General features: G+C 66.9%; 14 protein-coding genes. 7 read left to right on the forward strand and 7 right to left on the reverse strand.

Annotated features, from left to right (window positions below; genetic code table 11):
- The 6 genes from J2848_RS15875 to J2848_RS15900 all read left to right on the forward strand — a co-directional run bounded on the left by J2848_RS15875 (nucleotide 1) and on the right by J2848_RS15900 (nucleotide 6,154).
- The gene (locus J2848_RS15875; protein WP_149231808.1) at nucleotides 1–978 is read left to right on the forward strand and encodes a methyltransferase domain-containing protein; all 978 of its coding nucleotides are present in this window, start codon (nucleotides 1–3) and stop codon (nucleotides 976–978) included.
- 506 nt (nucleotides 979–1,484) lie between these two features.
- Nucleotides 1,485–2,636 (forward strand): ABC transporter substrate-binding protein, encoded by a 1,152-nt coding sequence (locus J2848_RS15880; protein ID WP_149231807.1) that lies wholly within the window; start codon nucleotides 1,485–1,487, stop codon nucleotides 2,634–2,636.
- Between the two features lie 97 nt (nucleotides 2,637–2,733).
- Nucleotides 2,734–3,609, forward strand: a complete 876-nt coding sequence (locus J2848_RS15885; RefSeq protein WP_149231806.1) for a branched-chain amino acid ABC transporter permease — start codon at nucleotides 2,734–2,736, stop codon at nucleotides 3,607–3,609.
- 3 nt (nucleotides 3,610–3,612) lie between these two features.
- The gene (locus J2848_RS15890; RefSeq protein ID WP_246193901.1) at nucleotides 3,613–4,638 is read left to right on the forward strand and encodes a branched-chain amino acid ABC transporter permease; all 1,026 of its coding nucleotides are present in this window, start codon (nucleotides 3,613–3,615) and stop codon (nucleotides 4,636–4,638) included.
- Nucleotides 4,632–5,396, forward strand: a complete 765-nt coding sequence (locus J2848_RS15895; RefSeq protein WP_149231805.1) for an ABC transporter ATP-binding protein — start codon at nucleotides 4,632–4,634, stop codon at nucleotides 5,394–5,396. The genes J2848_RS15890 and J2848_RS15895 overlap by 7 nt, the downstream gene beginning before the upstream one ends.
- A gap of 5 nt (nucleotides 5,397–5,401) precedes the next feature.
- Nucleotides 5,402–6,154: an ABC transporter ATP-binding protein gene (locus J2848_RS15900; protein ID WP_149231804.1), complete on the forward strand. Its 753-nt coding sequence runs from the start codon at nucleotides 5,402–5,404 to the stop codon at nucleotides 6,152–6,154.
- A 70-nt stretch (nucleotides 6,155–6,224) separates the two neighbouring features.
- Here J2848_RS15900 and J2848_RS15905 read toward each other — a convergent pair whose 3' ends face one another.
- The gene (locus J2848_RS15905) at nucleotides 6,225–7,568 is read right to left on the reverse strand and encodes an alginate export family protein (protein WP_246193900.1); all 1,344 of its coding nucleotides are present in this window, start codon (nucleotides 7,566–7,568) and stop codon (nucleotides 6,225–6,227) included.
- A gap of 556 nt (nucleotides 7,569–8,124) precedes the next feature.
- Between J2848_RS15905 and J2848_RS15910 the strand changes: the two genes are divergently transcribed.
- Entirely contained in the window at nucleotides 8,125–8,613 is a 489-nt protein-coding gene (locus J2848_RS15910) for a MarR family winged helix-turn-helix transcriptional regulator (protein WP_246193899.1), read from the forward strand.
- A gap of 22 nt (nucleotides 8,614–8,635) precedes the next feature.
- Here the strand turns inward: J2848_RS15910 and J2848_RS15915 are convergent, their stop codons facing one another.
- From J2848_RS15915 to J2848_RS15940, 6 genes are read right to left on the reverse strand one after another with little or no spacing between them, the layout of a single operon-like run.
- A complete protein-coding gene (locus tag J2848_RS15915; RefSeq protein WP_149231802.1) occupies nucleotides 8,636–9,160 on the reverse strand; it encodes a flavin reductase in 525 nt (174 codons plus the stop codon).
- 12 nt (nucleotides 9,161–9,172) lie between these two features.
- On the reverse strand, nucleotides 9,173–10,153 hold the full coding sequence (locus tag J2848_RS15920) for a PDR/VanB family oxidoreductase (RefSeq protein WP_149231801.1): 981 nt from the start codon (nucleotides 10,151–10,153) through the stop codon (nucleotides 9,173–9,175).
- Nucleotides 10,150–10,902, reverse strand: a complete 753-nt coding sequence (locus J2848_RS15925) for an SDR family NAD(P)-dependent oxidoreductase (protein WP_149231800.1) — start codon at nucleotides 10,900–10,902, stop codon at nucleotides 10,150–10,152. The genes J2848_RS15920 and J2848_RS15925 overlap by 4 nt, the downstream gene beginning before the upstream one ends.
- Complete coding sequence (locus tag J2848_RS15930) at nucleotides 10,902–11,396, reverse strand: aromatic-ring-hydroxylating dioxygenase subunit beta (protein ID WP_149231799.1); 495 nt, start codon at nucleotides 11,394–11,396, stop codon at nucleotides 10,902–10,904. The genes J2848_RS15925 and J2848_RS15930 overlap by 1 nt, the downstream gene beginning before the upstream one ends.
- Complete coding sequence (locus J2848_RS15935; RefSeq protein ID WP_149231798.1) at nucleotides 11,393–12,685, reverse strand: aromatic ring-hydroxylating oxygenase subunit alpha; 1,293 nt, start codon at nucleotides 12,683–12,685, stop codon at nucleotides 11,393–11,395. The genes J2848_RS15930 and J2848_RS15935 overlap by 4 nt, the downstream gene beginning before the upstream one ends.
- A gap of 27 nt (nucleotides 12,686–12,712) precedes the next feature.
- Nucleotides 12,713–13,078, reverse strand: a complete 366-nt coding sequence (locus tag J2848_RS15940) for a hypothetical protein (protein WP_149231797.1) — start codon at nucleotides 13,076–13,078, stop codon at nucleotides 12,713–12,715.
- Nucleotide 13,079: the final 1 nt, after the last annotated feature.

A 13,079-nucleotide genomic window follows, 5' to 3' on the forward strand; every position in this document is an offset into this window, starting at 1 on the left:
ATGAGCGACCAGTCTGTCGATACGCCGGCGCCCCCGCCGGTGCACGATGTCCATTTTTCCGTCGCGATGCATCTGAGGAACCTTCTGCGGCTCGACCGTACCTTCAGCATCAAGCAGGCGGTGCGGGCGGCGGTGAAACCCGGCGACCGGGTGCTCGACGCCGGATGCGGCATGGGGATCCTGTCTTTCCTGGCGCTGGAGGCCGGCGCGTCCGAGGTGATCGCCGTCGACCGCGATCACGTCGATCTCGCCCGTGCGCTGGCGCGGGCCAACGGCTATGGCGACCGCATCCGCTTCCTGGAAGCGGATCTCACCACCGTCGACTCCTCTCAGGTGCCCGGCCTGTTCGACGTGCTGTTCGCCTTCATCTACACCAACCACATCGTCGTCGACGAGCCGCGTTCGGCCACCGTGTGCGCCCTGCGCCGCCGCTTCGGCAAGCCGGGCTGCGTGACGGTGCCGAACCGCGTCCGCTATCTGGCGATCCCCTGCGACTGGCCGCAGATCGACGCCTTCTCCGAACTGGCCGATCTGCGGCGGTCCGTCACCGATCTGGAAAACCGCTACGGCCTCCGGTTCGGCCCGCTGCTCGACGCGATGACCACCGAGCTGTGCTACAACCGGTCGCGGCCGGTGACCTTCGGCGATTATGACTGGTCGCCGGGATTCACCAACGGCGGCTACCGCCATCGGCGCGGGGGCGGGCGCTTCCTGGGGGATCCGACGCCGGTCGAGGATATCCGCTATGACACCGGGGCTTCCTTCGCGCGTCTGCCCGAGCGTGCTTCGCTCACCATCCAGTCCGCCGGCACGTTGAACGCGGTGATGTGGGTGCAGGAGCTGTGGTTCAACGACTTCCTGATCTGGTCGACCGAAGTGTTCAGCCCGCTCGCTTCCGCGGTTCCGGTGCGCGCCGGCGAAAAGGTGGCGGTGGCGCTGGACGACGCCTGGCGCTCGACCAACAGCCTGTCGATCTGATTTCACATCTGATTTCAATGGCGAGCGTCGGCCCGGCCGTCACCTGGACGGCCGGGCCGCTGTTCTTGCGCTTGCCGCCGTGACCCCGATCCAGGAAATCCCTTCCTCAGTCCTGGTCCGCACACGGGCCGCCTTCTTCCGGAATTTTCCCAGCGGTGCGCCCCCACCGCACAGTGCGGCGGGATGCCCCGCCCTGCTCCCGCAGGCCGGAAGCAAGACTATATTTTTGCAGATCGAGAAAAACTGGTTCCCATAATTTTAAAATCCGAATTCTTGACAGACCGCAGTGTCGATTCGGAAAATGAACTCCCTTCCGCCTGGAGGCGGAGGATCGGGTTTTACCCGCTTCATCAAGAAGATGCGGCCGGGCCTGCCACGGGTACGGCTTCGGACAAGCACCAACGACGCGATCCACGGTTGGACGGCTCTCCATCGGAGGCCCTCGCCGAAGGATCTTGCATGAACGAACGGGGCTTTCGGGCGTCCTTCAGGGAGACAAGAGATCCATGCGTTTTTTCAATATGATGGTGGGCGTCGTCTGCGCGCTGGCGATCGGGGCGTCGGCCGCGCAGGCGCCGGCCGCGGACCCGGTGAAGGTCGGGGCGGTCCTGTCCCTGACCGGCAGCGCGTCGAGCCTGGGCGACCCGGAACTGAAGACCCTGGAAATGATGGTCGACCAGACCAACAGGGCCGGAGGTCTGCTGGGACGCCTGGTCGAACTGGTCCATTACGACGACGGCAGCGAGCCTGGCAAGGCCAATGTCCTGGCCAAGCGCCTGATCGAGGACGACAAGGTTGACATGCTGATCGGCGGCACCACCACCGGCGCCAGCATGGCGATGTACCCGCTGATCGAACGGGCGCAGATCCCGTTCATCTCGCTCGCCGGCGCCCTGGTGATCGTCGAGCCGGTCAAGCGCTGGATGTTCAAGCCCGCCCATCACGACCGGATGGTCGGCCAGCGGGTGATGCTGGACATGAAGGCCAGGGGCTACACATCCATCGCCATGCTGTCGGACACCAGCGGCTTCGGCCAGTCCGCCCGCAAGGAGATGCTGAACGTCGCCCAGAAGGTCGGCATCACCGTGGCGGTGGACGAGACCTTCAACCCGAAGGACACCGACGTCACCACCCAGCTGGCGAAGATCAAGAACACCCCCGGCGTTCAGGCCCTGTTCGTCGTGACCTTCGGCCAGGGTGCGGTGGTCGTGACCAAGAACATCGCGCAGCTCGGCATCGAGTTGCCGCACTATGAAACCTCGGGCGTGGCAACGCGGGAATATATCCGTCTCGCCGGGCCGGCGGCCGAAGGGGTGCGCCTGCCGGCACCGGTGCTGATGGTCGCCGCCGACCTGCCCGACAGCGATCCGCAGAAGAAACTGTCCGTCGATTACGTCAGGGAGTACGAATCCCGCTACCAGACCGACGTGTCGTCCTTCGGCGCCTATGCCCGCGATGCCTGGCATATCTGGGTCAATGCGGTGACGCAGGCCAGAAGCGTCGACAAGGCCAAGGTCCGGGATTTCATCGAGAACACGACGGGCCTGCCCGGAACGTCCGGCATGATCAACATGTCGCCCCAGGACCATCTGGGCCTCGACATCTCAGCCTTGAAGATCGTCACGGTGAGGAACGGCAAATTCGCGATCGCCGACTGAGCCGTCTTCATCGTCCGCTCCCGCTCCGGTCCGCCGCGCCTGCCGGGACGCGGCGCGAGGGGACGCGCCGGCACGTCGCCGAGAGGAAAAGGACCCCATGCTGCCAGAGCTTCTTCAATTCATCCTGTCGGGCATGACGCTGGGCGCCATGTACATGCTGTCGGCGCTCGGCTTCTCAATGATCTACAACGCCAGCGGCGTGATCAATTTCGCCCAGGGCGAGTTCATCATGGTGGGCGGCATGGCGGCCTCCTTCCTGTCGGCGGCGGGCGTGCCCCTGCCGCTGGCGTGCGTCGCGGGAGTGATGATCGCCGGGCTGGTCGGCGGTCTGGTGGAGCGCATGGCAGTCGCCCCTGCCCGCGACGCCGAGGTCGCCAGCATCATCATCATCACCATCGGCGTGTCGATGATCCTGCGGGGGCTGACCGAGATCCTGCTGGGCAAGAGGCCGCACGCCCTGCCGCATTTTTCCGGCGAAGCGCCCCTGGCGCTGCTGGGGGCGACCATCCTGCCGCAAAGCCTGTGGGTGCTGGCGGCCGGTGCGCTGATCGTGCTGGGGCTGTCCCTGTTCTTCGGCCGCACCCGCATCGGCAAGGGCGTGCTGGCGACATCCTACGACCGGCTGGCGGCCCAGCTGGTCGGCGTCGACGTCCGCCGGGTGCTGACGCTCAGCTTCGCGCTGTCGGCGGTGATCGGTGCCGTCGGCGGCGTCGTGATCGCCCCGATCTCCACGGTGGCCTACGACACCGGCATGATGCTGGGGTTGAAGGGCTTCGTGGCGGCGACGCTGGGCGGTCTGGGCAGCGGGCCGGGTGCCGTGTTCGGTGGCCTGTTCCTGGGCCTGATCGAGGCATTGACCGCCGGCTATGTTTCCTCCGCCTACAAGGACGCGGTGCCGTTCGTCCTGGTCTTCATCGTCCTGGTGCTGCGTCCGCAAGGGCTGCTGGGCGCCAAACCGACGGATCGGATCTGACCCATGACCCATCATCCCGACCAGTCATTGCCGCGCAGCCGGCAATCCATTTCGGGGCCCATCCTGGGCCCCGGCTCGAGGCGCGTCGTCGGACTGGCGGCGCTGGCCGCCGTCGTGGCGCTGTTGCCGCTGCTTCTGCCCAACGCCTTCTATTTCGACGTGGCGATCCGCATCGCCATCCTGGCGGTGAACGGCATCGCCCTCAATCTGCTGATGGGCTACACCGGCCAGATCAGCCTGGGCCATGCCGGCTTCTTCGGACTGGGGGCCTATGGCTCCGCCGTGCTGACCACCCATTTCGGCTGGGCGCCACTGCCGGCCCTGCTGGCGGCCGCCGGGCTGACGGCGGTGATCGCCTGGGGGGTGGCACGGGTCATCCTGCGCCTGCGCGGCCATTATCTCGCCATGGCCACCCTGGGGCTGGGCATCATCATCTCCATCGTCCTCGGCAACGAGGCCGCCTGGACCGGTGGTCCCGACGGCATGCCGGTGGACGGCTTCAGCCTGTTCGGGCTGACGCTGTCGGGCGAACGGCAATGGTACTGGGTGTTCGGCGGCCTGCTGATCGCCACCGTGATCCTGGCGCAGAACCTCATCGATTCCCCCGCCGGGCGGGCGTTGCAGGCGCTGCACGGGTCGGAGACCGCGGCGTCGGTCGCGGGCATCGACGTCGGGCGCCGCAAGATCGCCGTGTTCGTCCTCTCCGCCACCGTCTCGGCGATGCTCGGCAGCCTGTCGGCCCATTATTCCGGATACATAAACCCCGGCATCGCCGGTTTCCTGCAATCGGTGGAACTCGTCATCATCGTGGTTCTGGGCGGCATGGCGTCGATCTACGGATCGATCTTCGGCGCGGTGGTCATGGGCCTGCTGCCGCAGATCCTGGCCGGCTACGAGGGCTGGGATTCGGTGCTGTTCGGGGTGATCCTGGTGGTGACGATGATCTTCCTGCCGCGCGGCGTCGTTCCCAGCCTGGCGACGCGCCTGCGCTCCGCCGGCGTCACGGGCAAGGGAGGTGCCGCATGCTGACGGTCGCCAACCTGTCCAAGCGGTTCGGCGGGGTTCACGCGGTTCAGGATGTGAGCTTCACCATTCCCAGGGGCTGCGTCTATTCGGTGATCGGGCCGAACGGCGCCGGCAAGACGACGCTGTTCAACCTGATCTCCGGCCTCTACACGCCGACCTCCGGCTCGATCGGTTTCGAGGGGCAGGAGATCGGCGGTGCCGCACCCGACCAGCTGGCCCGGCGGGGCATGAGCCGCACCTTCCAGAACCTGCAGATCTGCCGGAATCTCAGCGCCATCGACAATGTGATGGTCGGCGCCCATCTGACGCTCAATTCCTCCATGGTCGCCGGAATGCTCCGCTGGCCGGGCCTGTCGCGCGCCGACAGGGCCTGCCGCGAACGGGCCGCCGCCCTGATGGAGCGGGTGGGCTGCGGCGCCTTCATCAGGGCCGACGCAGCCGCGATGCCCTATGGCGCCCTGAAGCGGCTGGAGATCGCCCGCGCCCTGGCGTCGGAGCCGAAGATCCTGTTCCTGGACGAACCGGCGGCGGGGCTGAACCACACCGAAACCCACGGGATTCAAACCCTGGTGGCGGATTTGGCCCGGTCGGGGCTGACCGTGGTGGTGGTGGAACACGACATGAAGCTGGTGATGAGCGTGTCCGACCGCATCCTGGTCCTGAACTACGGCCGCCGTCTGGCCGAGGGCACGCCCAGCGAAATCCGCGAAAACCCGGAGGTGATCGCCGCCTATCTGGGCGCCGACGCCGAGGAGGACTGACGACCATGCGCGCACTTGCCATCATCGAGTCGAAACCACAGGCGGCAGGGGATGCATTGCTGACGGTCGATGGGCTGACCAGCGCCTACAGCCGCATCCAGGTCCTGCACGGCGTGTCCATCCAGGTTCCTCCGGGAGAGCTGGTGGCCCTGGTCGGCGCCAATGGTGCCGGGAAGACCACCTTGCTGCGCTGCATTTCCGGCGTCCAGCCGATATCCGCCGGATCCGTCCTGATGCAGGGCAAGCCGATTACCGGCGCCAGCGCCGATGCGCGGGTGCGCGCCGGCGTCTGTCAGGTGCCGGAGGGGCGGCATGTCTTCGCCCCCATGACCATCGAAGACAATCTGCGCATGGGTGCCCATACCCGTCCGGCGGCGGAGATCGCGGACGGGCTGGAGGAGGTGTTCACCCTGTTCCCGGTGCTGCGCGAACGGCGCCATCAGCCCGCCGGGGTGCTGTCGGGCGGCCAGCAGCAGATGGTGGCCCTGGGCCGCGCCCTGATGGGCAAGCCCAGGCTTCTGTTGCTGGACGAACCGAGCATGGGGCTGGCGCCGCTGATCGTCGCAGACATCTTCCGCATCATCCGCATGCTGCGGGACACGGGCATGACCATCCTGCTGGTGGAACAGAATGCGCGGGCGGCACTGTCCATCGCCGATCACGCCTATGTCATGGAATCGGGGCGGATCGCCTTGCAGGGACGCGGCCGGGACCTGCTGAAGAACGACGAGGTCCGCCGCGCCTATCTCGGTATGTAGGGGCGACGCCACGGAATAGCACAGCAAAGAGCAGTGCGGACGGGTGCATCCACCCGTCCGCAGCGCGTTGTCAGTAGGTCAGGGTCGCCATCACCTCGAAGACCGAGCTGTCCTTGTTGCCGCCGAAGAACTGCTTGCCGCCGTCCCCGGCGAAGAAACGGCCGGCCACGCCGCTGACCAGCAGATTTTCCGTCGCCGCCCAGTCGACCGCGAGGTTGATCTCATTGCCGACATGGCCGCTGGTGACGCCGGCCGGCTTGCGGTCGAAGCGGAAGTCGTAGAGCAGGGCGGTCAGCGTCACCGTCTCGGTCGGCTGGACGGCGAACTGGGCATTGTGGACCTTCACGTTGCTGTTGGAGGTCGGGAAATACTCGCCGTTGATCTCGCCCTGAAGCCAGGTGCCCCAGCGCGGGAAGGCCATGTGAAGCGGGTCGAACGCTTCGCTCTTCGCCGTGCCGGGCTTGTCGCCGCTGAACCGGCTGTAGCGGTAGCCGACACGCGGCGTCCAGGCGACGTCGGCGAAGCTGTAGCCGGCCTCGCCATACCAGGCCGACGCGTCGACCTCGGCTCCGGCACGGTTGTTATGCTGCTTCACGTACTCCGCCGACAGGGTCAGGCCGGGAACCGACGGGATGGTGAGCCCGAGGGCACGCAGGTTGTAGATGTCCATGCCCTTGCGGGTCGGCAGGTTCGACTGGTCGATGCGCATATAGGAAGCGCCGAGCGAGCTTTTGCCTTCCGCCCCGCCCTCTGCCCCGAAGCGCCATTCCAGATTGCCGCCATAGATGACGTCGGTGTTGCTGTACTTGTCGCTCTTCAGGCGGAACAGGTCGGCATGGACGGGTGCCACGTCGAACTTGGCGACGGCGGTGCCGGTGTTCCAGCCGCGGCGCGGCCCCAGCCAGTAGGTGCCCTGCCGCCGTGAATCCAGCGTGCCGTCGCCGATGATGAAGCCGTCACCGATCACGAAATTCTGCCGGCCATAGGCGAGATCGACGGCATCCTTGCCCAGCGCGGACAGTAGATCGCCGCTCTTCCAGCCGACATAGAGGTTGTCGAGGTCGGTGCGGCCCTGGCGGCCCTGGGTGAAGCCGCCGGCATCGCCGTCACCGACCGTTCCGCCCGACACCGCACGCACGCCGCTGTAAAAGGTGCCGGCGCCTTCGGTGGCATAGGTCAGCTTCAGGCTGGGGGCGACATAACCTTCGGCCCAGTTGCGGTCCTTCTGCACCTTGCCGTCCGGCGTCACCACGCCGGCGCCGAGATTGGCGTTGGTCACGGCGACCGCGCCGATGCCGGCGGTGAAACCGCCTTCCAGCGTGACTCCGTTCTGCTCATGGAGCGTCACATCGGCCTGGGCGGTGGTGGACATCGCCAGCAGGGGCATCGCGAGCAGGGCCGTGCCGGCGGGCATCCTTCTCCGGGGCGGCCGATGGGGGCGGGGGGCGTCGCTCGGCCGGGCGGTGCCTGTTCCGGCGAACGTCAGGGCGGTGACCATGAAGCTGTCTCCGTTCGGGTGATTTTCTTGTTTGGAGCAGGGGCGGGGCAAAGGCCGGCCGCCATGCGTGCGCCATGCATGCTCTCGATCCGTGAAACCGTGTCCGGTCCGAGCGCAGCCATTGCGTCGGGCGCGGGGCTTTGCAAATCCAGTCATGTCATTGATTGATGGCGGTGCGGATTATATCCATATCCGCGAGGTACATCCGCTGTATTTCTCTGGACATTCTCTTGTGGACTGCAAAACTGTTTTTCCAGAATAGGAGAAGTCTCATCGGCCTTTTCGGAAGGGCTCCGATGAGTCCTGGATATTTTCCATCAGCTTTGCGTGCGGCAGGGTGTCCGGCTGCCAACCGTCTTGTGATGCGGCGGCTTTTCCGCTATTCACCCGGCATCTCCACATGGTTGTGTCGAGCGTGGCCGGACCGGCCGGCAGCCCGTCCGCCCCGCCACAGCCGGATGAAGGGCGCAGCATGAGCGGCAGCAGTTCACCCCAACTCCCGGTGCAGGCGGGGGGCACGGCGTTCTCCAAGAAACGCATGCGCCGCGACTGGCCCTTCTACTGGATTTCGCGGGTGAACGGCCGCTATGTGCAGGCGCTGGAAAAGCGGCTGAAACCGCTGAACCTCGACATGCCGCGCTGGCGCGTGCTGATGTGCCTGTATGAGGACGAGCATCAGAGCATTTCCGAGATCGCCGAATTCAGCGTTCTCAAGCTGAACACCGCGACCAAGATCGTGCAGAGGATGGTCGCCGACGGGCTGGTGACGACACGGGTGCGGCCCACCGACGGGCGGGCGACGGATGTCGGCCTGACGCCTCACGGCGACCGGATGCGCCAGCTCGCCATGGCCGAGGCCGACGGCATCCTGGCGGCATCCTTCGTCAACATCTCCAGCGAGGAGATGGCGGCGCTCAACGGGCTGCTGGAGAAGGTCTTCGACCGGCTGGGCGAGGTCTGACCGCCCATCAAGCCACCGCCCATCAAGCCGATGTCCCGAGCGTGTGGAAGCTCCGGTTGAACCAGATCAGACCGCCGCCGGGACCGTCGCGGAGCGTCGTCGCCTGAACCTCGCAGAACAGCACGGTGTGGGTGCCCTTGCGCTGGTGATCGACGATCCGGCAATCGAAGGAGGCCGAGGCGCCGGACAGCACCGGGGCGCCGGTTCCGTCGCTGGTCCAACTGCCGCCGGCGAAACGGTCCTCGCCGGTCCATCGGGCGAAGGAGCGTGACAGCTCCTGGTGGTCGGCGTTCAGCACGTTGACGCAGAGCACGCCGTTCTCGAGGAACGCGTCATGGGCGAAGGCGTTGGCGTTGATGCAGACCAGCAGCGTCGGCGGCGTGTCGGTGACCGAACAGACGGCGGAAACGGTCAGGCCGTGGCGGCCGGCCGGGCCGTCGGTGGTCACCAGATTGACGGCGGCGCCCAGGCGGCTCATGCCGTCACGGAAGGCCAGCGCCTCTGGCGGCAGGGGGGCGGGCGGAAGCGGGGCGGCGGTTGCGGACATGGTCGCTTCTCCTCAGATATCGAGAACAAGTGCGTTCGATCGGGCGCGCGAGCAGCAGACACAGATCATGCTGTTCTCGGCGCGCTCCTCGTCGGTCAGGAACTGGTCGCGGTGATCGGGGGTGCCGTCGAGCACGTCGGTGACGCAGGTGCCGCAGACGCCCTCCTCGCACTTCACCGGGATGGAGATGCCAGCGCGGGCGAGCGCCTTGGCGATGGTGTCTTCCGGGCCGACGGTCACGGTCACGCCGGACCGGCTGGCCGTCACCTCGAAGCCGTCGCCCGTGCTGTCGACCTGGGCCGAGAAATATTCCCGGTGGATGTTGGCCGGGGCGTGGCCCGCGGTCTTCGCGGCGCCGATCAGCCAGTCCATGAAGCCCTGGGGACCGCAGACATAGAGGTGGGTTCCGGCCTCCGGCGGCGGCAGGTCGCGGGCGGGGTCGAGACGCTGCGCTTGCGGCAGATCGTCGTGATGGAACACCACCCGGTGCCCCCAGGGGGCCGTGGCGATGGTGTCGCGGAAGGCGGTGGCCCGTTCCGACCGGGTGCAGTAATGCAGCGTGAAGTCCCGGCCCAGGGCGTGCAGCCGCCAGGCCATCGCCAGCATCGGCGTGATGCCGATTCCGCCGCCGAACAGCACGGTGTGGCGGGCGCCCTCAACCAGTTCGAAATGGTTGCGCGGCCCTTCGATGGTGAAGCTGCCGCCCAGAGCCGCAAGGCGGTGGAAGGCGACGGAACCGCCGCGGCTGTTGGGGTCGCGCAGGACGCCGATCTCGTAGGAGCCGGCCTGGGCCGGGTCCGAGCAGAGCGAATATTGCCGCCACAGGCCGGTGTCGCCGGCGGTCAGGCGGATGTCGATGTGCGCTCCCGCGGTGAAGGCCGGCAGGGCGGCGCCGTCGGGCGCCGCCAGCTTGACCCGCAGGATGTCGCCCGGCTCCTCGATCCGTTCGATGACGGTCAGGATGCGGGACTGGCTGTCGGTGTCGTCGCTCATCGCATGTAAATCCCTCCGTTGACGTCCCAGCAGGCCCCGGTGACGAAGCCGGACTCCGGCTTGGCCAGCAGGGTGACAAGGTCGGCGACGAAACCGGGATCCCCGAGCCGGCCGACCGGGATCGCCGCCAGCGCCGCCGGCAGCCGTTCCGGCGTCAGCACCGAACGGACCATCGGCGTGTCCATCGGACCCGGAGCGATGGCGTTGCAGGTGACGCCGAACGGAGCGAGGTCGCGGGCGAAGATCTTGGTCAGCGTCAGGATCGCCCCCTTGGAGGCGGCGTAATGCGCCCCCGTGGCGGTCCCGCCATTCTGGCCGGCCAGCGACGCCATGTTGACGATGCGGCCATAGCCGCGCTGCTTGAAATGGCGGCCGAAGATCTGGCAGCCGGCGAAGGTGCCGCCGGCATTGGTCGCCATCACCGCGTTGAACTCGTCGACGCCGATCTCCAGCACCGGCTTGACCTCGGTGCGGGCGGCGTTGTTGACGATCACCTCGACCGAGCCCCAGCGCTCGACGCAGCGGTCGAGGATCCGCTGGAAATCCTCGGGCCTCGACACGTCGAGCGTGCCGGCCGCCGCGGTTTCGCCGGAAAGGTCGAGGTCGCGGGCCAGCCCTTCGGCCGCATCGGCGGCGAGGTCGGTGACGACGACGCGGAAGCCGGCCCGGTGCAGGGCGCAGGCGGTGAGCGCGCCCAGGCCGCTGGCGCCGCCGGTGACGACCGCCGTCTGGAGAGACGGGGCCGTCATCAGAACAGATAGCTGAACGCCGTCAGCTCCCCGTCCGAATTCAGCAGCCGCGCCACCTTGTTGCGGATGCGCAGGCCGCTTCCGGTGCGCACCAGCGTGTAGGTCAGGTTCGCCGCATAGATCCGCTGGCGGCCGAACTTGTTCTCCACCACATGCTCGGCGCAGTTGAGGAGGATCTCGTCGCCCGTCGCGCCCTGAAGCACGAAACGGGAGACGGTGCGCACCGTATCGGCCGGCGGCGCCGACGAGATCGAGAAGCCCTGCTGGAAACGCTCGACGCGCATTTTGCGCATCTTGGCGTCGTCGTAGCAGACGTTGACCTGATCCTCGTAATTCTCGCCCTTGCCGATCGGAACGATGTAATGGCCGTCCTCGGTCCACAGCGCCAGCCAGGCATCGTAATCGCAGCGGTCGAGGATATCGGCTTCCCGCCAGACGAAGGCGGCCAACTCTTGCAGGTCGACATCCCTGTCGACAGTCGTGATCCCGTTCATTGGGCCATCATCCTCTTCCACATCTGATAGGAGGCGCGCATACCGGTTTCGGCGCTGAGATGGCCGCGCGGGCCGTCGACGCCCGGCACCTCGTCGACGAGGCCGCGGTTCACCAGGATCGGCAGATCCTTGCCGCCCAGCGTGCCGCGCTGGACGCGCTCCCACACCTCGGCGTCGTCGGGGGTGCCGAAGCCCATCGGGCCCTGGAAATGCTCCTGAAGGCGGATGCGCATCCGGTTGGCGGCGGCCGGCCCGCCATCCATGCCGAGGCAGACATGGCGGATGGCGGTCTCCTTGACGCCGACCGGCCGCAGGACGCGGAAGAAGGCCAGCGACAGCGACACGTTCGGGAACAGGTTCAGGTTGAAGCCGGCGCCGCCGGTGGCGCGGACGATCTTGCGCACGCGCGGCTCGTCGAAGCCCTCGTCGCGCAGCGCCTGGGCCAGCTCCTCGAACCGCTCCGGGATCGGGTCGTCGAGGTTTTCATCAAGGTCGATCAGTTCGGGGATCATGACGGCGACCGAATGGCCGTTGCCGAGATCCTCGACGAAGCCCGCCTTGTCGAAGAAGTTGAAGGTGGCCTCGGCCTCCTTGTCCAGGCTCTGGATGAAGGACTTGTGGACGACCGGGAAATGGTAGGCGTCGGTGGTGTTCTCCAGCTGGATCTTCCAGTTCATCGGCACGGTGAACTGATGCTCGCCCAGCACCTTGACCGGATAGCCGCCGCCCTGCTTCATGAACAGGTCGATCCACTTCTTCGCCGGGCCGAGGAAATCGACCAGCGGCTCGATGCCGTCGTCGAGCGTGGCGAAGATCATGTTCTGGTAGGATTCGACGCGCAGCGCCTTCATCCCCAGCGCCGACTTGTCGAAATCCTTGCCATACTGCTCGGGATAGGGGACGCCGCGCAGCGAGCCGTCGAGGCCGTAGCCCCAGCCATGGTACGGGCACTGGAAGGACGATGTCTTGCCCTTCTTGACCTCGCACACCGTGGCGGCGCGGTGGCGGCAGCGGTTCACCAGGACGTTGATGTCGCCCTTGCGGTCGCGCACCACGATGACCGGCTGCTGGCCGACCCAGGACAGGATGAAGGATCCCTTCTCCGGCACTTCCGAGCCGTGGGCGACGAACACCCAGCTGTGGGCGAAGATCTTCTCCATCTCCTGCTCGAAGAGGGCGGCATCCTCGTACAGCGGCGTCTGGACCCGGTCATGCTCGACAAGGTCTTCCGGGCGTACCGAACTGTGGTGGGCCGGGCCATGGTGGACCGGGCTATGATCGAGAGACATGGTTTCTCCTCTGGGCTTGCCGGGGGATCAGAGTTCGGGCGTCGGCAGCGGCCGGCCCATGCGCGCCTCGATGCGCATGTAGCGCCACAGCCGGTGTCCCTGGTCGCCGACCTCGATGGTGCGGAACAGGTTGCAGGCGGCGACCACCGCGTCGCGGTCGGGAAAATCGCCCAGCAGGTAGCAGGTCCAGGGGAACCCGGTGGGCGAAGTGCCGACCATCGTCTCGTCGTCGTCGATGGTGCCCAGCACGGTGACGCCCGGCATCCTGTGGACGGTGGCCAGGAACTGCTTCGTCGCCGTCCATACCGGACCGGTCTGATCGAAGGGAAGGTCGAAGAAATTCTGCTGCACGGCGATGCACAGCAGGGTGCGGATCGGCTTCTTCTCGCTCATC

Origin of the sequence: Azospirillum lipoferum (assembly GCF_024170005.1) — a bacterium.
Taxonomy (GTDB): domain Bacteria; phylum Pseudomonadota; class Alphaproteobacteria; order Azospirillales; family Azospirillaceae; genus Azospirillum; species Azospirillum lipoferum.

Bases quoted from the DNA above. Each gene is read 5' to 3' on its own strand.
- J2848_RS15875 (WP_149231808.1), top strand. From the start codon at position 1: ATGAGCGACCAGTCTGTCGATACGCCGGCGCCCCCGCCGGTGCACGAT.
- J2848_RS15880 (WP_149231807.1), top strand. From the start codon at position 1,485: ATGCGTTTTTTCAATATGATGGTGGGCGTCGTCTGCGCGCTGGCGATC.
- J2848_RS15885 (WP_149231806.1), top strand. From the start codon at position 2,734: ATGCTGCCAGAGCTTCTTCAATTCATCCTGTCGGGCATGACGCTGGGC.
- J2848_RS15890 (WP_246193901.1), top strand. From the start codon at position 3,613: ATGACCCATCATCCCGACCAGTCATTGCCGCGCAGCCGGCAATCCATT.
- J2848_RS15895 (WP_149231805.1), top strand. From the start codon at position 4,632: ATGCTGACGGTCGCCAACCTGTCCAAGCGGTTCGGCGGGGTTCACGCG.
- J2848_RS15900 (WP_149231804.1), top strand. From the start codon at position 5,402: ATGCGCGCACTTGCCATCATCGAGTCGAAACCACAGGCGGCAGGGGAT.
- J2848_RS15905 (WP_246193900.1), bottom strand. From the start codon at position 7,568: ATGCCCGCCGGCACGGCCCTGCTCGCGATGCCCCTGCTGGCGATGTCC.
- J2848_RS15910 (WP_246193899.1), top strand. From the start codon at position 8,125: ATGAGCGGCAGCAGTTCACCCCAACTCCCGGTGCAGGCGGGGGGCACG.
- J2848_RS15915 (WP_149231802.1), bottom strand. From the start codon at position 9,160: ATGTCCGCAACCGCCGCCCCGCTTCCGCCCGCCCCCCTGCCGCCAGAG.
- J2848_RS15920 (WP_149231801.1), bottom strand. From the start codon at position 10,153: ATGAGCGACGACACCGACAGCCAGTCCCGCATCCTGACCGTCATCGAA.
- J2848_RS15925 (WP_149231800.1), bottom strand. From the start codon at position 10,902: ATGACGGCCCCGTCTCTCCAGACGGCGGTCGTCACCGGCGGCGCCAGC.
- J2848_RS15930 (WP_149231799.1), bottom strand. From the start codon at position 11,396: ATGAACGGGATCACGACTGTCGACAGGGATGTCGACCTGCAAGAGTTG.
- J2848_RS15935 (WP_149231798.1), bottom strand. From the start codon at position 12,685: ATGTCTCTCGATCATAGCCCGGTCCACCATGGCCCGGCCCACCACAGT.
- J2848_RS15940 (WP_149231797.1), bottom strand. From the start codon at position 13,078: ATGAGCGAGAAGAAGCCGATCCGCACCCTGCTGTGCATCGCCGTGCAG.